The organism is Burkholderia gladioli (genome assembly GCF_000959725.1).
GTDB lineage: Bacteria > Pseudomonadota > Gammaproteobacteria > Burkholderiales > Burkholderiaceae > Burkholderia > Burkholderia gladioli.
This window is the reverse complement of the sequence record NZ_CP009323.1, coordinates 2,817,521-2,837,852: the sequence shown is the minus strand read 5'-3', so window position 1 is coordinate 2,837,852 and position 20,332 is coordinate 2,817,521. Positions and strand designations below refer to the sequence as shown.

Below are 20,332 nucleotides of genomic sequence, written 5' to 3'. Positions count from 1 at the left end.
CCGGTCGGTGCTGCCTGGCGTGGTTGGCGTCGATTGATGCCGCCCGAGGCCGGCGAACGCAGGCAAGCGCCGCGAAACATGCCGAAGCTCGCATCGCACTCATGCCGGCCGCGCGTCCCGGCACGCCGCGCCCGAACAGCGCCGCGCCGACGCTCATTCGCCGTCGCTCTCCAGCATCTTGTTGAGCAGGTACTGCAGCGCGACGCGCTCGCCGACGTTCAGCGCCCCATAGGTGCGCTCGGTCACCTGCTTGGCGAAGGGCACGGTGCGATCGATCAGCGCCAGCCCGGTGGCGGTGGCGCGCACCAGCAGCTTGCGCCCGTCGCTCGGATCGGGCAGCACCTCCACCAGCGAGCGCACCTTGAGCCGCTCGACCACGCCGCGGATGGTGGCCTGGTCGATCGCCGTGACCTTGACGATGTCGTTCAGCGAACAGCCCCTGGTTTCCTTGACCGTGCAGAGCGTGACGAACTGCGCGGCCGTCAGGTCGGAATCCGGGATCGCCTCCTGGAAGATCGCGACGTGGCGCTGGTAGGCGCGTCGCAGCAGATGGCCGATCTGGTCGTGAAAATCGTAGGAATCGCGGGAGGACGGCATGAACGGCGAGGCCTGGCGGCCCGGGGTCGAAAGTGAGGAAGTGTACACCCTCGAGTTTCGTATTCCTCACGGGATTCGCCCGTCGTCGCGCCTGCATCGGTTGTCACGCGCCACGGCGCGAACAGGCACGGAAGATGCATGCAGTCCACGGGCATCGAATCATCATGTACACGCTTCAATTTATGGCGTACTCGCACTATCCGGGTGCAAGCCGATCGCGCCGGATCGAGGCCCGTGCACCGATCCGGCATTGATGAAAACACCTAGCAAAACAAGGCATCCAGCGCCTATAAAGAGATTGCGGAGGATCGTTTCCCGGCTCTCGTTCCAGGCCGGTTTTTGTAGTGTGTACGCTCATTAAATGGCGTGATATACAGACTCCCGGGCGTCATCGCGCAAGTGACCGTAGCGACCGGCACCAACCCAACCGTCCTATCCGAACAGGGGCAGTCCCATGTCAACGACTCATCCGAACGCGGCCGTGCCGGCCGCCCCGGCGCAACACGCGGCGCTGTACCGCAAGGTCACGATCCGTCTCGTCACGATCTTCTGTCTCTGCTATTTCGCGGCCTACCTGGACCGCATCAACATCGGCCTGGCCAAGCTGCAGATGCTCGACGCGCTGAAGTTCAGCGACTCGATCTACGGGCTCGGCGCGGGGCTGTTCTTCGCCGGCTACATCCTGTTCGAGGTGCCGAGCAACCTGGTGCTGCAGCGCGTGGGCGCCAAGCTCTGGATCGCGCGGATCATGATCACCTGGGGCATCCTGTCGGGCGCCACCCTGCTGGTGAAGACGCCGACCCAGTTCTACGTGCTGCGCTTCCTGCTCGGCGCGGCCGAAGCCGGCTTCCTGCCCGGCGTGCTGCTGTACCTGACGCAGTGGTACCCGGACGCGCGCCGCGCCCGCATCGTCGCGCTGTTCATGGTCGGCCTGCCGCTGTCGAGCATGGTGGGCAGCCCGATCTCGGGCTGGATCATGCGCGCCTTCGACGGCGCGCATGGCCTGGGCGGCTGGCAGTGGCTGTTCCTGCTGGAAGCGCTGCCCTCGATCGTGCTCGGCTTCGCGGTGCTGCGCTGGCTGCCGAACTCGATCGAGACCGCCGCCTGGCTGGCCGAGGACGAGAAGAAAACCTTGCGCGCCAATCTCGACAGCGACGCGGGCGGCCACAAGAGCCATGCGCTGCTGCGCGCCTTCACCGACCCGAAGGTCTGGGCGCTCGGCATGATCGACCTGTGCGTGCTGCTCGGGCTCTACGCGGTGAGTTTCTGGCTGCCCACCATCCTGCGCGACACCGGCGTCAAGGACGCCTACCAGATCGGCTGGCTGATGGTGATCCCGAACGCGGCGGCCGTGCTCGCCACGCTCTACTGCGGCGCCAGCTCGGACCGCACGCGCGAGCGTCGCTGGCATATCGTGGTGCCCTTCGCGGTGGCAGCCGTCTCGCTGGTGATCGCGGCGGCCGCGCCGCACGGCACGCTGGGCACGCTGATCCTGTTCTCTCTGGTCAATGCCGGCGCGGCCGCGGCGATGCCGGTGGTCTGGTCGCTGCCCTCGATGTTCCTGAAGGGCGCCGCCGCCGCGGGCGGGATCGCCTTCGCCTGCTCGCTGGCCAACCTGGGCGGCTTCGGCAGCACCTACTTCATCGGCTGGCTGCGCGACACCTTCCATACCCAAAGCGCCGGCCTGTATGGCTTCGCGGTCTGCATGCTGGTGGGCTGCGCGCTCGCGCTGGCTTACCCGAAGCAGCTCGTGAACCGCTGAAACGCGCGCGCCTGTGCGCATCCTCGCGCCGCGCCGGCAGCTCGCCGTGCGCGGCGTTTTTCATGGCGCGTGCAAACGATATCGCGCGGCGCCGTTGCCGGCCCCACCGGAGTTTTTTCGAGGTGCCCGACATGGCATGCCGGCAACGAAAACCCAGGCGAAATAGAGAGCCCGGCGATCAGCGGCGAGCCAATAAATCGGCGATTGATATCCGGCTCGCTGTTGGCAACCAGCTTCGGCCAGGCCCGAAACGGAAAACGGGCGACGCAAGGCGCCGCCCGTTCGACTGCCACTCACTGCATTGCTTCCAACACAACTGCTACAGCCTGCTTCAACGGTACTCACTGCGTACTTCCTGCTACAGACTTGCGTGCTACCTGCTGCAACTTCAACCACCCACTACTGCAAGACAACAACGACTGCGACCTCAACCACTACCACTCACCAGCTACTACCACTCACTGCCTGCATCGCGGGCGGCTCCGATCGAATGCGATCATTTCGCATCACTGACTGAATCGGCAAGCTCGCCGCCCGCGATCACGATGCCATGCTCAGGGATGGCTGTACATCGCGTCCCAGTCGGACTTCGAGACGCCGCGGCCGATCGGGCTGCCGGCCTGCACCTTGTTGCTGACGCCGCCGTAGCCGCTGGTGTCGGCGCCGTTCAGCGCGGCCACCTTCTTCTCGGCTGCCAGGATGTCATCGGGATAACGCGGATCGGAGCCCGCGGCCGGACGCCAGCCGGTCTGCTCGAGCTGCACCAGTTCGGCGCGCACCTGGGCACGCGTCACGGCGCCATTCGATTGGGTTTGGGCGAATGCAGCGGCGGGAACCACGAGGGCGGCTGCGATGGCGACGGCTTGAATCAGGTTCTTCATGATCGATACCTCCAAGGTGTTGTGCATTCGGTCGCTGTGTTGCTCAACCGATGGACTGAAGTGTAGGACGCATCGAAACCTAGGGTTAACACTTAAATTGCGACAACAGTGTTTCCGTATGAAGAACAAATACCCGCCAAGCCTTGCCGGGCGGGGCTCGCGGCGCTGCCCGGCAAGCCCGGGGCGGCCCGGATATCCCTACTGATGCATCGGCAAGCACCGCCGGCGGCGGTTTACTTTCAAGGCTTTCAACGAACCTCGGCCGCCTTCCCGGCCTTCCCGGCCTTCCCGGCCTGCGCGGCCTCGGCGGCCTCGGCGGCGGCGGCCACGCAGGCCGCGAAGGTCGCCGCCGCCGCCGGCCGTTCGCCCGCCGTGCGCTCGACGTAGCCGATCTCGCGGCTCGGCGGATCGCCGTCGAGCGGCAGCGCCACCGCCGTGCGCGGAATCCGCAGCGCCGCCGCCTGCGGCACCAGGGCGACGCCGACGCCGCGCGCCACCAGCTCGACGATGGCCTGCAGCTCGTCGAGCTCGACCACGTCCTGCACGTTCAGGCGCATCTTGCGCAACCAGCGCTCGACGATTCGGCCCCCGAAGGAATTCCGGTCGTAGCGGATGAAGGGTTCGCTCTTGAGCAGCGCGCGCCAGTCGCCATTGCGCTGCGCGCGCGGCACCAGCAGCGTGAAGGGCTCCCGCACCAGCGCGCGCCACTGCAGTTCGGCCGGCAGCGCGAACGGCGGCTTGATCAGCACCGCGCCATCCACCTCGCCCGAATCGACCTGCGCGAGCAGGTTCAGCGACACGCCCGGCATCACGCGCACGCGCCAGCCCGGCGCGCGTTCGCGGAACAGCGCGATGGCCTGTACCAGCAGGGAGGTCTGCGCCGAGGCGATCGCGCCGATCCGCAGCAGCCCCGTGTCGGGCTCCGCCGCGCCCTCGTTGGCCAGGCGCGCATAGACGGCCAGCAGTTCCTCGGCGCGCTCGACGGTGCGCCGCCCCGCCGCGTTCAGCGTGGCCGAGCGGCCGGTGCGATCGAACAGCGTGAAGCCGAGCTCGTCCTCCAGCCGCTGGATCTGCGCGCTGACCGCCGACTGGGTCAGGCCCACCTGGGCGCCGGCGCGCGCGAAGGTGCCGTAGCGCACCACCGACAGAAAGGTCTTCAGCTCGCGGATCATGGTTCGATTGATCGAAATTATTTGTGCCAAGTCACAAAATATATCGTTTTTCAGCGAATTTTGTCATGCATAGACTGGCTCTCATCCTGCGTGACCAGCTCCGCCCTGGCGCCGGCCGGCACGCTCCCCCGCATTCGAACCACCCCGCAATGGATTTCGACATGAGCACCACGAGCCTTACCCAGCCGCCCTTCCACCTGGCCTTCCCGGTCCACAGCATCGCCAGCGCGCGCGAGTTCTACGGCGAGCTGCTCGGCTGCCCCGAGGGCCGCAGCGCGCCCGAGTGGGTCGACTTCAATTTCTACGGCCACCAGATCGTCGCGCACCTGGCGCCCGAGGAATGCGGCCATCGCCATACCAGCGCCGTCGACGGCGACGCCGTGCCGGTGCGCCACTTCGGCGTGGTGCTGTCGATGTCGCAATGGGAGGAGGCGGCAGCGAAGCTGCAGGCCGCCGACATGAAGTTCATCATCGAGCCGCACGTGCGCTTCAAGGGCGAGGTGGGCGAGCAGGCCACCATGTTCTTCCTCGATCCGTCGGGCAATGCGCTCGAATTCAAGGCCTTCGCGAACATCGATTCGCTGTTCGCGAAGTAAGCACGCCCCGCCGCCCGAGCCACGTCACGCCACGTCCGCGATGCGCCACTCACTCCCCGCCCAGCCCGCGCCCGCCGACGGCGCCACGCGCTGGACGCTCGCGCCCTCGGGCGAGCGCCTGCTGATCGTCGACCTGCATGCCCCGGACCTGCGCCGCGCCAACCTGGCCGCGCGTCGCGCGGCCGCCGCGATCGGCGCGGCGCGCCTGCCCTTCGTGCTCGACATCGTGCCGGCGATGGCCACCGTGGGCGTGCACTACGCGCTGGAGCGGGTGCCCTTCACGCGCGCCGACGGCTCGCCCTACGTCGCGCTGGAACGCCTGATCGGCGCCTGTCTGACCGAGGCCTGGCAGGCCGGCGCGGGCCATGCCGACGAGGCCGAGGCGGGCCGCGTGATCGAGATCCCGATCTGCTACGGCGGCCTGCACGGCCCCGATCTGGCCGGCGTGGCCCAGGCCTGCGGCATCACGGAATCCGAAGTGATCCGCCGCCACAGCGCGAGCCTGGTGGACGTGATGATGCTCGGCTTCGCGCCGGGGCACCCCTACCTCGGCCTGCTCGATCCGGCGCTGGCGGTGGCGCGGCGCGCCACGCCGCGCACCTCGGTGGCCTCGGGCTCGGTGGGCCTGGCCAATCGCCAGTCGGTGATCTACCCGAGCATGCTGCCCGGCGGCTGGAACGTGATCGGCCGCACCCCGCTGACGCTGTTCGACGCCACCCGCGAGACGCCCTGCCTGGTGGCGGCAGGCGACCGCGTGCGCTTCGTGCCGATCGGCGAGGACGAATTCCGCGCCGCCAACGAACATCTCCCGAGGAAGGCCGCATGAGCATCGAGGTGATCCGTCCCGGCGCGCTCAGCTCGTTCCAGGACCTGGGGCGCGGCGGCTACCAGCATCTGGGCGTGCCGGCCAACGGCGCGATGGACGAGCGCGCGCACCGGCTCGCCAACGCGCTGGTCGGCAACGCGCCCGGCGAGGCCACGCTCGAGATCACGCTGACCGGCCCCACGCTGCGCTTTCATCGCGCCGCCGTGATCGCCGTGTGCGGCGCCGACCTCGACGCCTGGCTCGACGAGCAGCCGCTGCCGCGCGAGCGCGCGGTGGTCGCGCCGGTCGGCAGCACGCTGAGCTTCGAGCGCCGCCGCAGCGGCGTGCGCGCCTACCTGGCGGTGCGCGGCGGCTTCGAGCTGGCGATGCCGATGGGCAGCGCCAGCACCGCGCTGCGCGCCGGCTACGGCGGCCATCGCGGCCGCGCGCTGCGCCGCGGCGACACGCTGACGATGCGCGAGCGCTATCCCTCGTTCCGCGAGCGCCCCGGCTACGGCGAGGTGTTCGCGCCCGGCGTGCTGCGCGCGGCGGGCGAGCCGCTGCGTGTCGTCGCCGGCCGCGAATGGGCGCGCTTCACGCCGCACGCGCAAGCGGCCCTGCTCGACACCGTGTATCGCGTGAGCCCGCAGTCGGATCGCATGGGCTACCGGCTCGAAGGCCTGCCGCTGAATCTGCTCGAACCGTTCGAGGCAGCCTCCGAGGCGCTGTCCTGCGGCACCGTGCAGGTACCGCCCGACGGCCAGCCGATCGTGCTGATGGCCGACCGCCAGACCACCGGCGGCTACCCGAAGATCGCCCAGGTCTGCTCGGTGGACCTGCCGCGCCTGGCGCAAACCCTGCCGGGCGAATCGATCGCCTTCGAACGGGTCGAGCTGGCCGAGGCGCAGCGCCTGGCGCTGGACCAGGCGCGCGGCTTCGACACCTGGGAGCGGCGCGATGCGCACTGAACTCGACTTCAACAGCGACCTGGGCGAAAGCTTCGGCGTCTACCGGCTCGGCAACGACGCGGCCGTGCTGCCGCACGTCAGCTCGGCCAACATCGCCTGCGGCTTCCACGCCGGCGACCCGCGCAGCATCGCCCGCACCGTGAAGGCGGCGCGCGCGGCCGGCGCCGCGATCGGCGCGCATCCCGGTTATCCCGACCTGGTCGGCTTCGGCCGCCGCGAGATGCAACTGAGCGCCGAGGAACTCTACGAGATCACCGTCTACCAGGTCGGCGCCGTGAAGGCCTTCGCCGAGGCGGCCGGCTCGCGGCTCTCGCACGTCAAGCCGCACGGCGCGCTGTACAACCTGGCCGCGCGCCGCCGCGAGATCGCCGAGCCGCTGTGCGCCGCGGTGCGCGATGTCGACCCGGGCCTGATCTTCTACGGCCTGGCCGGCTCGGCGCTGGTGGAGGCCGCGCGCGACGCCGGGCTGGCGGTGGCGCAGGAGGTGTTCGCCGATCGCACCTACCAGGACGACGGCACGCTCACGCCGCGCAGCGATCCACGTGCGCTGATCACCGACATCGATATCTCGATCCGGCAGGTGTTCGAGATGCTGCGCGAAGGCGTGGTCACCTCGGTGAACGGCGTGGCCGTGCCGATCCAGGCCGACACGCTCTGCATCCACGGCGACCAGCCCGGCGCCGCGCTGTTCGCACAACGGATCCGCGCCGCGCTCGACGCGGCCGGCATCGCGGTGCGCCCGCCGGGCGCGCGCCTGCCGGCCACCGCCACCGGCTGACGCCGTCTTCGCTTTTCCACGCCGACCCCACCGGCTCAAATCCTCAGGAGTCCAGATGTTGAACGCAAGCACGGCAGAGCTCCCGGCGGCAGCGGCGGATGCCGCCAGCACCGCCTCGTCCCGCGCCATCGCGCGCAAGGCCGCGCTGGCGGCCGCCGCGGGCACGGCGATCGAATACTACGAGTTCGGCGTCTACGGCTACATGGCCGCGCTGATCGGGCCGCTGTTCTTCCCGGCCGACAATCCCACCGCCGCGCTGCTGTCGATCCTGGCGATCTTCGGCAGCGCCTTCCTGATGCGGCCGATCGGCGGCATCGTGCTGGGGCGGCTGGGCGACCGCGTGGGCCGGCGCGCCGTCTTGCTGGTGACGGTGCTCGGCATGGGCATCGCCACCGCGGCGGTGGGCCTGCTGCCGACCGCCGCCACCGCCGGCGTGGCCGCGCCGGTGGCGCTGCTGCTGGCGCGCCTCGCGCAGGGCTTCTTCTCCGGCGCCGAGGTGACGGGCGCGGCCACCTATCTCGCCGAATCGGCACCGCGCGGCCGACGCGGCTTCTACGGCGCCTTCACGCCGGTGGGCGTGGCGATCGGCGGGGCGCTGGCCGCCACCGTCTGCGGGCTGACCACGGCCCTGGTCGGCGCAGAGCAGATGCATGCCGGCGGCTGGCGCATCCCGTTCCTGGCGGCGCTGCCGCTGGTGCTGCTGTCGGCGCTGATCCGCAAGCGCGTGGACGAATCGGTGGCGTTCCGCCAGTCGGCCGCGCGCCACGAAACCGTCAAGGCGCCGCTCTCCGAGCTGTTCGCGCATCACCGCGCGGCCCTGCTGAAGGTGTTCCTGATCTCGCTGGGCCAGAACGCCGGCTACTGGGTCGGCTTCATCTTCATGAACATCTACCTGACCAGCTACCTGAAGTACGACAAGGCCAGCGTGTTCACCCTGATGGCCGTGATCAGCCTCGCGATGGCGGCGCTGATGCCCTTGTGGGGCGGGCTGTCGGATCGCATCGGCCGGCGCCGCGTGCTGCTGGTCGGCTTCGCCGGCTACATCGCGCTGATCTTCCCGATGATGGTGCTGATGAACCAGCAGAGCTTCGCGCTGGCCGCGCTGGCGATGTTCGTGGTGGCGCTGCCGATGCCGGCCGTGCAGTCGGTCGGCTACCCCACCTACGCCGAGCAGTTCCCCACCCGCGTGCGCTACACCGGCATGGCCTTCAGCTTCAACTTCGGCGCGATGCTCGGCGGCGGCGTGACGCCCTACCTGGCCACCGCGCTGATCGGCAGCACCGGCAACCTGATGTCGCCGGCCTTCCTGATGGTGGGCGCGCTCGTGATCGGCGGCCTGGCCCTGCTGAGGATGCGCGAGACGGCCGACGCCGCGCTGGAATGACGACCGACCGAATGAGGATCGCTCCCGGATGAACACGATCGACTCCGGCGCCCTGCGCGCCTCGCCCGATGCACCCGCGCTCGACACGCCCCGCGCCGCGCGGCTGGCGTTCCGCGCCGGCTACGACGGCAATACCAGCGGCGCCGCGCCGGGCCACGCGCAAGGCAACCTGGTGATCCTGCCGGCCGCCTGGGCCGACGACTTCGCCGCCTACTGCCGCGCCAACCCGACACCCTGCCCGCTGATCGGCATGACCGAGCCGGGCAGCCCGCTGCTGCCCGCGCTCGGCGAGGATCTGGACCTGCGCCGCGACCTGCCGCGCTATCGCGTCTGGCGCGACGGCGTGCTGGTCGACGAACCGCGCGAGATCGCGTCGCTCTGGCGGGACGATTTCGTCGGCTTCGTGATCGGCTGCTCGCTGTCCTTCGAACATGCCCTGGAGCAGGCCGGGCTGCGCGTGCGGCACGTCGACGAGCGCAAGGTGGTGCCGATGTACCGCAGCGCGATCCCGACCGTGCCGGCGGGGCCGTTCCGCGGGCCTACCGTGGTCTCGATGCGGCCCTACACGGCCGAGCAAACCGCGATCGCCTTCGAGGTCTGCGCGCGCCTGCCTGGCGCGCACGGTGCGCCGCTGCATGTCGGCGATCCGGCCGCGATCGGCATCGCCGACGTGAGCCGCCCCGACGAAGGCGAGCCCACCGAGATCCGTGCCGGCGAGCAGCCGGTGTTCTGGGGTTGCGGCGTCACTCCGCAGGCGGCCGTGATCGAGGCGCGCCCGCCGATCTGCATCACGCATGCGCCGGGCTACATGCTGGTCTGCGATCCGCTGGTGGAGGATCTGCGCCTGGTTTGAGCGTCCGGCACGCGCGGCTTGGGCTTGGGCTTGGGCTTGGGCTTGGGCTTGGGCTTGGGCTTGGGCTTGGGCTTGAGCTTGAGCTTGAGCTTGGGCTTGGGCTTGGGCTTGGGCTTGGGCTTGGGCTTGGGCTTGGCTCAGGCGCAGGCCGCCGCACCGGCCGCGTGCCGCGCTCGCCAGGCCTGCCCCACCCGCGAGGCACCAGGCCGCCCCAGCGCGCGCGAGATGAATTCGCCGGCCTCGACCAGCCGCGCCAGGTCCACCCCGGTCTCGATCCCCAGCCCCTCGCAGAGATAGGCCAGGTCCTCGCTGGCGAGATTGCCGGTCGCGCCCGGCGAGAACGGGCAGCCGCCGATTCCCGCCACCGAGGCGTCGAAGATGGCGATGCCGGCCGCCAGCGCCGCGCAGACGTTCGCCACCGCCATCCCCCAGGTATCGTGGAAATGCCCGGCCAGCGCCGCGAGCGGCACCTCGCGCGCGCAGGCCTCCACCAGGCGCCGGGTGGCGAGCGGCGTGCCGCGCCCGACCGTGTCGCCGAGGCTGATCTCATGACAGCCCATCCGGTACAGCTCGCCCGCCACCGCCGCCGCCTGCGCCGGCGCGACCTCGCCCTGGTACGGGCAGCCCATCACGCAGGACACGTAGCCGCGCACCGGCACGCCCGCCTCGCGAGCCGCCTCGATCACGGGCACGAAGCGCGCGAGGCTCTCGGCGATCGAGCATTCGATATTGGCTCGCGAGAAGGCCTCGGTGGCCGCCGCGAACACGGCGACCTCGTCGCAGCGCGCCGCGAGTGCCGCCTCCAGCCCGCGCCGGTTCGGCACCAGCGCCGACAGCACCACGCCCTCGCGACGGGGCAGCGCGCGCAGCACCTCGGCGCCGTCGGCCATCTGCGGCACGCGCCGCGGCGAGACGAAGGCAGCCGCCTCGATATGCCCGAGCCCGGCATCGGCCAGCCGCTCGACCAGCTCGACCTTGGTTGCGGTCGCAACCAGCGTCGCCTCGTTCTGCAGGCCATCGCGCGGCCCCACCTCGACGATGCGCACGCGCGCCGGAAGCGGCACGCCGCTTGCGTCACCGAAGCCGCCGCCCGGCGTACCGCGCCCAGTCGCCGCCATGTTCGGCCGTTGCCAATGCGCCCTCGGCGGCGCGGGAAATGAGCATCGCATCGTGTCGTCCTCCGTGTCGATCGCGCCGTCGGGCGCGGCGGAACGCAAAGCGGCCCGCGGCCCGACTATCGGATCCGCAGGGCCGCGCGGCAAGAGACGGTTCGCGACGACAGTCGCCGCGCTGTCATGGTGACAGCGCGCCGGCAGCCAACCGGCGGCGACCCGGCAACAACCCGGCACCGGTAGCGAAACGCGTTCCCGCGCCGAGGCTGACGATCGGCTGTCGGTGCCCGGGACGATTCGCGCCGCCGGAGCGCGAGCCGAGGCTCGGCGGAACTAATCGGGGCGGGACGCAATCATGTTAACGTCCTGCCAACGCTCTCCAAGACGGGCCGCCGCCGACGCGGAGCCCCACCCATTCCCTATGCGACAGATCCTGATCGGCTGGCTGCTGGCCATCGTCGTCACCGCGGCCCATGCGGCCGCGCCCGCCTCCGCGGCGCCGGCCTCGGCCGCCTCCGGCGCCGTGCCGCCGCTCACCCCGCAGCAGGCCAAGCAGGCGCTCGCGGTGCTCGAGAACACGCAGCAGCGCGCGCAGTTCGAGGCCACCTTGCGCGCCATCGCGGCGGTCGGCGAACTGAGCACGCCGGTACCCGCCAGCGCGGCCAGCGCCGCTTCCGCGGCAAGCGCGCCACCGGCATCGGCGGCCTCCGCGCCGGCCGCGCTCCAGACCAACGGCCTGGCCTCGCAACTGGTGCGCCAGGGCTCGCACTGGGCCGCGCAGATCGGCAATGCGCTGCGCGATTCGCTGCGCTCGCTGCTCGACGTCGGCTCGGTCGGCAGTTGGTGGCGCAGCAAGCTCACCCACGGCGACGAACGCGCCGACTTCATGCATTTCCTGCAGTTGATCCTGAGCGCGCTGCTCCCGGCGCTGGCGATCGAATGGTTCGCGCGGCGCCTGCTGCGACGCGCGCTGGCGGCGCTGGCCGCGCGCCGTGCCAATGGCCATCACGACGAAAGCGCCGAATCCGAGGCTGATGCCAAGCCAGCCACCGCCGCCGGCGCCGAGGCCGCGCCCTCGATCGCCGCCGCCGAGGCGAATGCCACCGCCCCCGCCGACGACGCAAGCCAGGACGCCCGACAAAGCGCCCACGCCACCCGCGGACGCGGCCACGCCCAGCACCACAGCACCCTGCTGCGGCGCATGCCGCGCGCGCTGGTGAGCCTGGCGCTGCGGGCGATCCCGGTGCTGGTGTTCGTCGGCGCGGCGACGCTGGCGATGTCGATGCTGACCGAGGACGACACACCGCCGGCCAACGCGATCAGCGCGCTGATCGACATCTACGTGATCTGCCGCGTGGTGGCGATCGTCACGCGCCTGTTCCTCCAACCCGACGCGCCGAACCTGCGCCTGCTGCACATGAGCGATCGCTGGGCCGTGTTCACGCAGCAGTGGATCCGCCGCATCGGGCTGGTGGTGGGCGGCTGCGCGGCGGTGGTCGAGACGGCCGCCAACTTCGGCCTCAGCGAGGCGGGCCACCTGGCCCTGCTCAAGGCCGTCGCGCTGGTGGGCCACGTGATGGTGTCGATCCTGATCCTGCAGTGCAGCCGCCCGGTGGCGGCGCGCATCCGCGCCCACGCGGCCGGCAATCCGTCGGTGACGGTGCTCGGCAACGCGCTGGCCGATGCCTGGGCGCCGGCCGCGGTGTTCATCGTGATGGCGCTGTGGTTCGTCTGGGCGCTCGACGTGCACAACGGCTACCACGTGCTGTTCGCGCTGGGCGGGCGCACCATCGCCGTGATGATCGGCATGCGGATCGTCTCGATCATCGTGTTCGGCGCACTCGCGCGGCTGTTCCAGCGGCGCGACAGCGAACGCGGCACGCTGGTGCATCGCCATGCCTATCGCTACTACCCGCTGGCGCGCCAGATCGTCTCCGGCGTGATCGGCATCGTCACCCTGGTCCTGCTGCTGCAAATCTGGGGCGTGCCGGTGCTGCGCGCCTTCGAGGCCGGCACCATCGGCCACCGGCTCGCCTCGGCCCTGGTGACGATCGCGATCGCCGCGGCGGTGGCGCTGCTGGTCTGGGAAGCGGCCAATATCGCGATCGAGCGCCGGCTCGACAGCTGGACCCAGCAGGGCAACCTGGTGCGCGCCGCGCGCCTGCGCACCCTGCTGCCGATGCTGCGCTCGCTGCTGTTCGTGATGATCGCGCTGGTGGTGGTGCTCACCGGGCTGTCGGAACTGGGCGTCAACGTCGGGCCGCTGCTGGCCGGCGCCAGCATCTTCGGGGTCGCGCTCGGCTTCGGCTCGCAGAAGCTGGTGCAGGATTTCATCACCGGCATCTTCCTGCTGATGGAGAACGCCATGCAGGTGGGCGACTGGGTCACCCTGGCCGGCGTGTCGGGCACCGTCGAATACCTGTCGATCCGCACCGTGCGGCTGCGCGCCGGCGACGGCTCGCTGCACACCGTGCCGTTCAGCTCGGTGTCGACCGTCAACAACACCAACCGTGGCCTGGGCAACGCGGCGGTGAAGGTCAGCATCCAGTACGGCGAGGACGTCGACCTGGCGGTGGCCACGCTCAAGGAGATCGGCGCGGCGCTGCGCGAGGATCCGCAGTACAAGGACGGCATCCTGTCGGACTTCAGCTACTGGGGTATCGATTCGGTGGACGGCGCGGCGATCGCGATGTCCGGGCAGATCCAGTGCAAGGACTCGACGCGCTGGGGCGTGCAGCGCGAATTCAATCGCCGCATCGCCGAGACCTTCCGCGATCGCGGCATCCGCATCGCCAACCCGCAGCGCAACGTGCTCGCGCGCGAGGCGCACGACGGCGCGATACCCGAGGATGCCGATCCGGCCACGCCGGCCGAGCGCGAATCGGGCAAGCCGGCCGGCGCGCCCGCCGACACGCCGCCGCCGGAACGTGGCTGAAGGCTCGGCGCTCTGCGCCGGATAAACCTGGCAAGATCGCGCGCCGCCCCGCGCCCGTGATCGCGCGCCGCGCTCAGGCGCCCTCGCCCGCCTCGCCGAACCCTTCCGCGAAGGCCTCGCGCAGATAGGCCACGAAGGCCGTCACCACGCGCGGCACATGCGTCGCGTAGGGCCGCACCGCCAGCAACTGCTCGGCGAACACGCCCACCGGCCGCCACTCGGGCAGCACGCGCACCAGCGTGCCGGCCTGCAGCGCGGCCACCGCCGAGAAATCGGGCAGCAGCGCGATGCCGAGATCGTCGAGCGCCGCGTCGCGCAGCACCTCGCTGTTATTGGCGCAGAACGGTCCGGCGATCGGCACCGTGACGCGCGCGGCGCGCTGGCGGCGCGTGCCGGCGCGCTCGAAGGTCCAGGCCGCCGAATCGTGGCTGCGCGGGTAGAACAGGCAGTCGTGGCCGGCCAGTTCGTCGGGATGGCCCGGCCGGCCGCGCGCGGCGAGATAGGCGGGCGTGGCCACCAGCAGCGACACGGTGCGGCACAGCTGCCAGGCCACGTGCGTCTCGGGCGCCGAGGCGCTGTGGCGGATCGCCAGGTCGTAACCCTCGGTGGCCAGCGACACCAGCCGATCCGACACGTCGAGCTGAATCCGCACCTCGGGATGGCGGCGCCGGAACTCGGCCAGGCGCGGCACCAGTTGCTGGCGCGCCAGCGCCACCGGCGCGCTCACGCGCAGGCTGCCGCGCACCACCTCGGCGGTATCGCGCACGCCGGAGAAGCTCTGCGCGATGCGCTCGTAGAGCGGCCGCGTCTCGTCCACCAGATGCCGCCCCGCCTCGGTGAGCCGCACGCTGCGCGTGGTGCGCTGCACCAGCGGCACGCCGGCGGCACGCTCGAGTTCGGCGATCTTCAGGCTCACGGCGGCCTTGCTCACGCCCAGGCGGCCCGCCGCGGCCGTGTAGCTGCCCTGGTCGGCCAGCACGGTCAGCCAGTGCAGGTGGGCCCACAGGCTTTCGATGGATTCGCTCGGCATGATGGATCGTGGATCGGTCGGATGATTGTTCAGTTTTTTAAACAATGATTTCACCGACAGTGTATATCCATCGCCCGGCCGGGCTCCTACACTGCCAGACATCGAACCGCCTTACCCTGGACATCCTGGAGGAGCCCATGAACGCCTACAACGATCGCAGCGACGTCGAACACTTCATCGGCGGGCAACGCACCGCCGGCCACGGCCAACGCTCGCAGCCCGTCTACAACCCGGCCACCGGCGACATCGCCCGCACGCTGCGCCTGGGCGACACGCGCGACGTGGACGCCGCGGTCGCGTCGGCCAAGCAGGCCTTCGCCGGCTGGAGCAACACGCCGCCGATCCGCCGCGCGCGCGTCATGCTGCGCTTCCTGGAACTGATGAACCAGCGCCGCGACGAGCTGGCCGCGATCATCACGGCCGAGCACGGCAAGGTGTTCAGCGACGCGCAGGGCGAGGTCTCGCGCGGCATCGACGTGATCGAGTTCGCCTGCGGCATCCCGCAACTGCTCAAGGGCGACTACACGGAGCAGGTCTCGACCGGCATCGACAACTGGACCACCCGCCAGGCGCTCGGCGTGGTGGCCGGCATCACGCCGTTCAACTTCCCCTGCATGGTGCCGTGCTGGATGTTCCCGGTGGCGATCGCCGCCGGCAACGCCTTCATCCTCAAGCCCAGCGAGCGCGACCCTTCGGCCGCGCTGTTCATGGCGGGCCTGCTCAAGGAAGCCGGGCTGCCGGACGGCATCTTCAACGTGGTGCAGGGCGACAAGGAAGTGGTCGACGCGCTGCTCGCGCATCGCGACGTCAAGGCCGTCAGCTTCGTCGGCTCGACCCCGATCGCGAACTACATCTACGAGACCGGCGCCAAGCACGGCAAGCGCGTGCAGGCCCTGGGCGGCGCCAAGAACCACATGGTGGTGATGCCCGATGCGGATCTCGACGCGGCCGTCGACGCGCTGATCGGCGCCGGCTACGGCTCGGCCGGCGAGCGCTGCATGGCGATCTCGGTGGCGGTGCTGGTGGGCGACGTGGCCGAGAAGATCGTGCCGCGCCTGGCCGAGCGCGCCCGCACGCTGAAGATCGGCGACGGCATGAACGCCGAGTCGGAAATGGGCCCGATCGTCACGCGCCAGGCGCTGGAGCGTATCGAAGGCTATATCGGCCTGGGCGTCGAGGAAGGCGCCGAGCTGGTGGTGGACGGCCGCGGCCACAAGGTGGCGGGCCACGAGCATGGCTTCTTCACGGGCGGCACGCTGTTCGACCACGTCACGCCCGAGATGCGCATCTACAAGGAAGAGATCTTCGGCCCGGTGCTGGCCTGCGTGCGCGTCAAGGACATGGGCGAGGCGATCGACCTGATCAACGCCCACGAGTTCGGCAATGGCGTGGCCTGCTTCACGCGCGACGGCCACGTGGCACGCGAGTTCGGCCGCCGCATCGAGGTGGGGATGGTCGGCATCAACGTGCCTATCCCGGTGCCGATGGCCTGGCACGGCTTCGGCGGCTGGAAGCGCAGCCTGTTCGGCGACATGCACGCCTACGGCGAGGAAGGCGTGCGCTTCTACACGCGCCAGAAGTCGATCATGCAGCGCTGGAACGAGAGCATCGAGAAGGGCGCGGAGTTCGCGATGCCGACCGCGAAGTAAGCCCTCCAGCGCGATTGTTCGGGCTGGCGCAGCCCGCAACGAAAAAGGCCGGCAAGCGAACTTGCCGGCCTTTCCTCATTTCGGCCGGGGCGCCGCCGCCCCGCCGTCGAGTATCACCACTCCACCACGATCTTGCCGAAGTGCCCGCCCTGCTCCTGCCAGCGGAACGCCTCGGCCAGTTCGCCGAACGCGAAGCTGCGGTCGATCACGGGACGGATCGCGGTGCGCTCGAGCGCGGCCACGTAGTCCTGCTGCTGGCGCCGGCTGCCGACGATCAGCCCTTGCAGGCGCGCCTGGCGCGCCATCAGCGCGGCGGTCGGCACCTCGCCCTGCATGCCGGTGAGCACGCCGATCAGCGAGATATGGCCGCCCACGCGCACCGCCTCGATCGATTGCGCGAGCGTGCCCGGCCCGCCCAGTTCGAGCACGTGGTCGACGCCGCGGCCGCCCGTCAGTTCGCGCGCCACCGCGCCCCATGCCGGCGTCTGCCGGTAGTTGATGGTGTGATGCGCGCCGAGCGCGCTGGCCTTTTCGAGCTTCTCGTCCGAGGACGAGGTGACGATCACGGTCGCGCCCATCGCGCGGGCGATCTGCAGCGCGGCGATCGAGACGCCGCCGGTGCCGAGCGTGAGCACGGTGTCGCCGGCCTTCAGCGCGCCGTCACCCACCAGCGCGCGCCAGGCGGTCAGCCCGGCGGTGGTGAGGGTCGCGCTCTCGGCGGCACGCCAGCCGCGCGGCGCGTGCGTGAAGGCGCCGGCCGGGCGCACCACCACCTCGGTGGCGAAACCGTCGACGCCATCGCCCGGCGTGCCGGCGAAATCGCCGACGGCCGGGTAGGCGGCGCCGTCCACCCAATGCGGGAAGAACAGCGAGACCACTGCGTCGCCGGGCTGGAATTCGGTCACGCCCTCGCCCACCGCCTCCACCACGCCGGCGCCGTCCGACATCAGCACGCGGCCGTCCTCGGTCGGGATGGCGCCCTTGGCGACCAGCAGGTCGTGGAAGTTGAGCGAGGTGGCATGCAGCGCGACGCGGACCTGGCCCGGGCCGGGCGCGCCCGGATCCGGCACGTCACGGATCTCGATGCGTTCGAGGCCGCCCGGTGCGCGCAGGACGGCGGCCTTCATGCCGGCCTCCCTTGCGCGGCGTGGCGGGCGTGAAGCGAAACGGGCTGGATGAGCGTGGACATGCAAGGCTCCTGGGGTTCGGTTGACGAAATGGCGCGAAGTGGCACGAACGGCACCACGCGGCGAAGGCACGGCGCCCCGTTTCGAGGCATGCCTCGAAGCGCTGGCGGCAAGGGCCTAATGATCGCCTCCCGGGCGCCCCGCTGCCAACCGGAAATCGCGCGCAGCCTGCCGAGCCGCGTCGCGCGGGGCTCGGCGCGCCCGGCGCGACCTGCCATCCCGTACCGCGCCAAGGGGCTTTCGCGCGGCCTTCGGCGAGATCGGCGAAACCCGACTACAGTAACGATCCGGCGCGCGATCGGCCCCGTCGGCCGACGCGCCACGCTCGATGCCCGCCCGCGCGCGGGCCGCCGTTGCGGCCTTGCCGTCGCCCCGTTTACTGCTCTTTTGCCGCCTTTCCCGGAGAACATCGCATGAGCCAGGATTCCGCCTACACCCCGCCCGCCGTCTGGACCCCTCGCGCGCCTTCGGGCGGCCAGTTCGCCAACATCAACCGCCCGGTGTCGGGCGCCACGCACGAACGCGAACTGCCGGTCGGCAAGCATCCGCTGCAGCTCTATTCGCTGGCCACGCCCAATGGCGTGAAGATCGGCGTGATGCTGGAGGAATTGCTCGCGCTGGGCCACGCGGGCGCCGAATACGACGCCTGGCTGATCCGCATCGACGGCGAGCAGTTCGGCAGCGGCTTCGTCGGCATCAACCCGAACTCGAAGATCCCGGCCCTGGTCGATCGCAGCGGCGCGCAGCCGGTGCGCGTGTTCGAATCGGGTTCGATCCTGCTGTACCTCGCCGACAAGTTCGGCGCGCTGGTGCCGAGCGACGCGGCCGCGCGCGCGGAAACGCTGAACTGGCTGTTCTGGCAGATGGGCTCGGCGCCGTATGTGGGCGGCGGTTTCGGGCATTTCTACGCCTACGCGCCGGAGAAGCTCGAATACCCGATCGACCGCTTCACGATGGAAACCAAGCGCCAACTCGACGTGCTCGACAAGCTGCTGGCCGAGCGCCGCTACATCGCCGGCGACAGCTACACGATCGCCGACATCGCCATCTGGCCGTGGTACGGCGGCCTGGTGCTCGGCGACCTGTACGGCGCCGCCGAATTCCTCGACGTCAAACAGTACAAGCACCTGCTGCGCTGGGCCGAGGAGATCCGGGAACGCCCGGCGGTGAAGCGCGGGCGCCACGTCAATCGCGCGCGCGGCGACGAGGCCGAGCAGCAGCACGAGCGCCACAGCAGCGCCGACCTGGATCGCTTCGCGCCGGCCACGCGCGCGTAAGCATCGCCCGGGCATCATCCGGGCACGGCGTCGATCCAGGGATCGGCGCCGAGACGCCACCCGCTCAGCCGAGCCGCAGCGACAGTTCCACGTCGCCGCCGAAGGGCGTCGACAGGTAACCCTGCTCGGGCGAGCGCACGCGCTCGAGATACTCGGGGCTGTGCTCGGCGTTGTCGGCGATCACGAAGGCGCCGGGACGCAGCCGGCTTTCCAGCAGCGCCAGCACCGCGGGATACAGCGACTTCGCGCCGTCGAGCAGCACCAGGTCGATCGACTCGGGCAGGTCGGCGGCCAGCGTGCGCAGCGCATCGCCCTCGCGGATCTCGACCAGGTCGGCCAGCCCGCCCTCGGCCAGGTTGCGGCGCGCGCGCTCGATCTTCGAGGGCTCGAACTCGCAGCTGACGAGCCGGCCGCCGCCGTTGTCGCGCAGCGCGGCGGCCAGGTGCAGCGTCGAGATGCCGAACGAGGTGCCGAACTCGACGATATGGCGCGCCCCGGCGCCGCGCGCCAGTTGGTACAGCAGGATGCCGGTCTCGCGCGAGACCGGCAGCGGCAGGTCCTTCAGGCGCGCATAAAAATCGAGGTACTCGGTCTTGCTCTGCATCAGCCGCGTCAGTTCGCCGGGCGGCAGTTCGGCGACGGCGCGGCTCATCTGGGGCCTGGCGGCATCGGCTTCGGCGAACAGGCGCTCGAGCAGCGGTGCGAGCGGCGCGGTGCTCAGGGTGCTCATGAATGGATGACTCCGGTCGGGAGGGCGCGATGCGCGACGGCACCGCGCCCGATCAGTAGGATGACGAATCGATCCGGCGACGGGCCGCGATTCGATGGAGGGTTGCTCGACTCAGTCGTCGAAGCTGCCGCGATACTCGGGCGAGGCGTCGTCGCGCGTGTTCAGTTCGAACATCACGCCGCCGGGGGCGCGGCAGAAGAAACGCGAGCCGCGGCCGTTGTTGAAGATGTCGGTTTCCATCGGCACGCCCGCTTCCACCAGCCGCGCGCGCAGGGCCGTGACGGCCGCCAGGTCGGGCAGCTCGAAACCGGCGTGGAAGTTGCGGGGCCAGGCCGGCACCTCGTCGGCCACGTGTTCGATCACCACGTCGAAGCCGGGACGCTTGAGGATGTAGGAGCGGTCCCAGGTGCCGGAGATGGTGAAGCCGAGATGGCGCTCGAAGAAGGCCGCCGTGGCCGTCGCGTCGGCCGAGGGGAAGCTCAGGTGGTTCAGTTTCATGCGGTGGGTGAAGTCGTTCATGATCGTGCTCGGGGTACGGGCGCTGGCCCCAATGCCAGCTGCCGATGACGATCAGAATACGAGCCCGCGCTCACATTCGGCTACTCGCATCGCTTTG

18 protein-coding genes are annotated in these 20,332 nt (G+C 70.4%); 10 read left to right on the top strand and 8 right to left on the bottom strand.

Translation table 11 applies throughout. The features are described from left to right. Positions 1-153 precede the first annotated feature (153 nt). Positions 154-597 (bottom strand): MarR family winged helix-turn-helix transcriptional regulator, encoded by a 444-nt coding sequence (locus BM43_RS29665; RefSeq protein WP_013697289.1) that lies wholly within the window; start codon positions 595-597, stop codon positions 154-156. Between the two features lie 454 nt (positions 598-1,051). Between BM43_RS29665 and BM43_RS29660 the strand changes: the two genes are divergently transcribed. Beyond that, positions 1,052-2,359, top strand: coding sequence for an MFS transporter (locus BM43_RS29660; protein ID WP_013697288.1), 1,308 nt, complete (start codon positions 1,052-1,054; stop codon positions 2,357-2,359). A gap of 554 nt (positions 2,360-2,913) precedes the next feature. Here BM43_RS29660 and BM43_RS29655 read toward each other — a convergent pair. Beyond that, positions 2,914-3,240: a DUF4148 domain-containing protein gene (locus BM43_RS29655; protein WP_013697287.1), complete on the bottom strand. Its 327-nt coding sequence runs from the start codon at positions 3,238-3,240 to the stop codon at positions 2,914-2,916. Between the two features lie 248 nt (positions 3,241-3,488). Next, complete coding sequence (locus tag BM43_RS29650) at positions 3,489-4,412, bottom strand: LysR family transcriptional regulator (RefSeq protein WP_036052106.1); 924 nt, start codon at positions 4,410-4,412, stop codon at positions 3,489-3,491. A gap of 161 nt (positions 4,413-4,573) precedes the next feature. Between BM43_RS29650 and BM43_RS29645 the strand changes: the two genes are divergently transcribed. Genes BM43_RS29645 through BM43_RS29620 form a run of 6 tightly spaced genes read left to right on the top strand, consistent with a single transcriptional unit; the run spans position 4,574 to position 9,796 of the window. Then, positions 4,574-5,008, top strand: coding sequence for a VOC family protein (locus BM43_RS29645; protein ID WP_013697285.1), 435 nt, complete (start codon positions 4,574-4,576; stop codon positions 5,006-5,008). Between the two features lie 40 nt (positions 5,009-5,048). Beyond that, entirely contained in the window at positions 5,049-5,834 is a 786-nt protein-coding gene (gene pxpB / locus BM43_RS29640; RefSeq protein ID WP_036052108.1) for a 5-oxoprolinase subunit PxpB, read from the top strand. Further along, on the top strand, positions 5,831-6,781 hold the full coding sequence (locus tag BM43_RS29635; RefSeq protein ID WP_036052111.1) for a 5-oxoprolinase subunit C family protein: 951 nt from the start codon (positions 5,831-5,833) through the stop codon (positions 6,779-6,781). The genes pxpB and BM43_RS29635 overlap by 4 nt, the downstream gene beginning before the upstream one ends. Then, positions 6,771-7,559, top strand: a complete 789-nt coding sequence (locus tag BM43_RS29630) for a LamB/YcsF family protein (RefSeq protein ID WP_036052114.1) — start codon at positions 6,771-6,773, stop codon at positions 7,557-7,559. Before BM43_RS29635 ends, BM43_RS29630 begins: the two co-directional genes overlap by 11 nt. A 55-nt stretch (positions 7,560-7,614) precedes the next feature. Further along, positions 7,615-8,943 carry an MFS transporter gene (locus BM43_RS29625; protein WP_036052116.1) on the top strand — a complete coding sequence of 443 codons (1,329 nt, stop codon included), beginning with the start codon at positions 7,615-7,617 and terminating at the stop codon, positions 8,941-8,943. A gap of 28 nt (positions 8,944-8,971) precedes the next feature. Next, the gene (locus BM43_RS29620; protein ID WP_036052118.1) at positions 8,972-9,796 is read left to right on the top strand and encodes a putative hydro-lyase; all 825 of its coding nucleotides are present in this window, start codon (positions 8,972-8,974) and stop codon (positions 9,794-9,796) included. A 137-nt stretch (positions 9,797-9,933) separates the two neighbouring features. Here BM43_RS29620 and BM43_RS29615 read toward each other — a convergent pair whose 3' ends face one another. Next, complete coding sequence (locus tag BM43_RS29615; protein ID WP_088555517.1) at positions 9,934-10,914, bottom strand: hydroxymethylglutaryl-CoA lyase; 981 nt, start codon at positions 10,912-10,914, stop codon at positions 9,934-9,936. A 415-nt stretch (positions 10,915-11,329) separates the two neighbouring features. Between BM43_RS29615 and BM43_RS29610 the strand changes: the two genes are divergently transcribed. Further along, a complete protein-coding gene (locus BM43_RS29610; protein ID WP_036052121.1) occupies positions 11,330-13,843 on the top strand; it encodes a mechanosensitive ion channel domain-containing protein in 2,514 nt (837 codons plus the stop codon). A 73-nt stretch (positions 13,844-13,916) separates the two neighbouring features. On the opposite strand, the gene BM43_RS29605 is transcribed toward BM43_RS29610, so the two are convergent. After that, positions 13,917-14,873: a LysR family transcriptional regulator gene (locus BM43_RS29605; protein ID WP_036052123.1), complete on the bottom strand. Its 957-nt coding sequence runs from the start codon at positions 14,871-14,873 to the stop codon at positions 13,917-13,919. A 137-nt stretch (positions 14,874-15,010) separates the two neighbouring features. On the opposite strand from BM43_RS29605, the gene BM43_RS29600 reads away from it, so the two are divergent. Continuing rightward, positions 15,011-16,522, top strand: coding sequence for a CoA-acylating methylmalonate-semialdehyde dehydrogenase (locus BM43_RS29600; protein WP_036052126.1), 1,512 nt, complete (start codon positions 15,011-15,013; stop codon positions 16,520-16,522). Between the two features lie 113 nt (positions 16,523-16,635). On the opposite strand, the gene BM43_RS29595 is transcribed toward BM43_RS29600, so the two are convergent. Then, positions 16,636-17,649 carry a zinc-dependent alcohol dehydrogenase family protein gene (locus BM43_RS29595; RefSeq protein WP_025099693.1) on the bottom strand — a complete coding sequence of 338 codons (1,014 nt, stop codon included), beginning with the start codon at positions 17,647-17,649 and terminating at the stop codon, positions 16,636-16,638. Between the two features lie 473 nt (positions 17,650-18,122). On the opposite strand from BM43_RS29595, the gene yghU reads away from it, so the two are divergent. Then, positions 18,123-18,986 (top strand): glutathione-dependent disulfide-bond oxidoreductase, encoded by an 864-nt coding sequence (gene yghU / locus BM43_RS29590; RefSeq protein ID WP_036034220.1) that lies wholly within the window; start codon positions 18,123-18,125, stop codon positions 18,984-18,986. A 64-nt stretch (positions 18,987-19,050) separates the two neighbouring features. Here yghU and BM43_RS29585 read toward each other — a convergent pair whose 3' ends face one another. Together BM43_RS29585 and BM43_RS29580 are read right to left on the bottom strand one after the other, a co-directional pair. Continuing rightward, a complete protein-coding gene (locus BM43_RS29585) occupies positions 19,051-19,716 on the bottom strand; it encodes an O-methyltransferase (protein ID WP_036052129.1) in 666 nt (221 codons plus the stop codon). Positions 19,717-19,827: 111 nt separating this feature from the next. Then, positions 19,828-20,214, bottom strand: coding sequence for a VOC family protein (locus BM43_RS29580; RefSeq protein ID WP_036053630.1), 387 nt, complete (start codon positions 20,212-20,214; stop codon positions 19,828-19,830). Positions 20,215-20,332 lie beyond the last annotated feature (118 nt).

Excerpts from the sequence above, each read along its gene's own strand:
- BM43_RS29665 (WP_013697289.1), bottom strand. The coding sequence starts at position 597 with ATGCCGTCCTCCCGCGATTCCTACGATTTTCACGACCAGATCGGCCAT.
- BM43_RS29660 (WP_013697288.1), top strand. The coding sequence starts at position 1,052 with ATGTCAACGACTCATCCGAACGCGGCCGTGCCGGCCGCCCCGGCGCAA.
- BM43_RS29655 (WP_013697287.1), bottom strand. The coding sequence starts at position 3,240 with ATGAAGAACCTGATTCAAGCCGTCGCCATCGCAGCCGCCCTCGTGGTT.
- BM43_RS29650 (WP_036052106.1), bottom strand. The coding sequence starts at position 4,412 with ATGATCCGCGAGCTGAAGACCTTTCTGTCGGTGGTGCGCTACGGCACC.
- BM43_RS29645 (WP_013697285.1), top strand. The coding sequence starts at position 4,574 with ATGAGCACCACGAGCCTTACCCAGCCGCCCTTCCACCTGGCCTTCCCG.
- pxpB (WP_036052108.1), top strand. The coding sequence starts at position 5,049 with ATGCGCCACTCACTCCCCGCCCAGCCCGCGCCCGCCGACGGCGCCACG.
- BM43_RS29635 (WP_036052111.1), top strand. The coding sequence starts at position 5,831 with ATGAGCATCGAGGTGATCCGTCCCGGCGCGCTCAGCTCGTTCCAGGAC.
- BM43_RS29630 (WP_036052114.1), top strand. The coding sequence starts at position 6,771 with ATGCGCACTGAACTCGACTTCAACAGCGACCTGGGCGAAAGCTTCGGC.
- BM43_RS29625 (WP_036052116.1), top strand. The coding sequence starts at position 7,615 with ATGTTGAACGCAAGCACGGCAGAGCTCCCGGCGGCAGCGGCGGATGCC.
- BM43_RS29620 (WP_036052118.1), top strand. The coding sequence starts at position 8,972 with ATGAACACGATCGACTCCGGCGCCCTGCGCGCCTCGCCCGATGCACCC.
- BM43_RS29615 (WP_088555517.1), bottom strand. The coding sequence starts at position 10,914 with ATGGCGGCGACTGGGCGCGGTACGCCGGGCGGCGGCTTCGGTGACGCA.
- BM43_RS29610 (WP_036052121.1), top strand. The coding sequence starts at position 11,330 with ATGCGACAGATCCTGATCGGCTGGCTGCTGGCCATCGTCGTCACCGCG.
- BM43_RS29605 (WP_036052123.1), bottom strand. The coding sequence starts at position 14,873 with ATGCCGAGCGAATCCATCGAAAGCCTGTGGGCCCACCTGCACTGGCTG.
- BM43_RS29600 (WP_036052126.1), top strand. The coding sequence starts at position 15,011 with ATGAACGCCTACAACGATCGCAGCGACGTCGAACACTTCATCGGCGGG.
- BM43_RS29595 (WP_025099693.1), bottom strand. The coding sequence starts at position 17,649 with ATGAAGGCCGCCGTCCTGCGCGCACCGGGCGGCCTCGAACGCATCGAG.
- yghU (WP_036034220.1), top strand. The coding sequence starts at position 18,123 with ATGAGCCAGGATTCCGCCTACACCCCGCCCGCCGTCTGGACCCCTCGC.
- BM43_RS29585 (WP_036052129.1), bottom strand. The coding sequence starts at position 19,716 with ATGAGCACCCTGAGCACCGCGCCGCTCGCACCGCTGCTCGAGCGCCTG.
- BM43_RS29580 (WP_036053630.1), bottom strand. The coding sequence starts at position 20,214 with ATGAAACTGAACCACCTGAGCTTCCCCTCGGCCGACGCGACGGCCACG.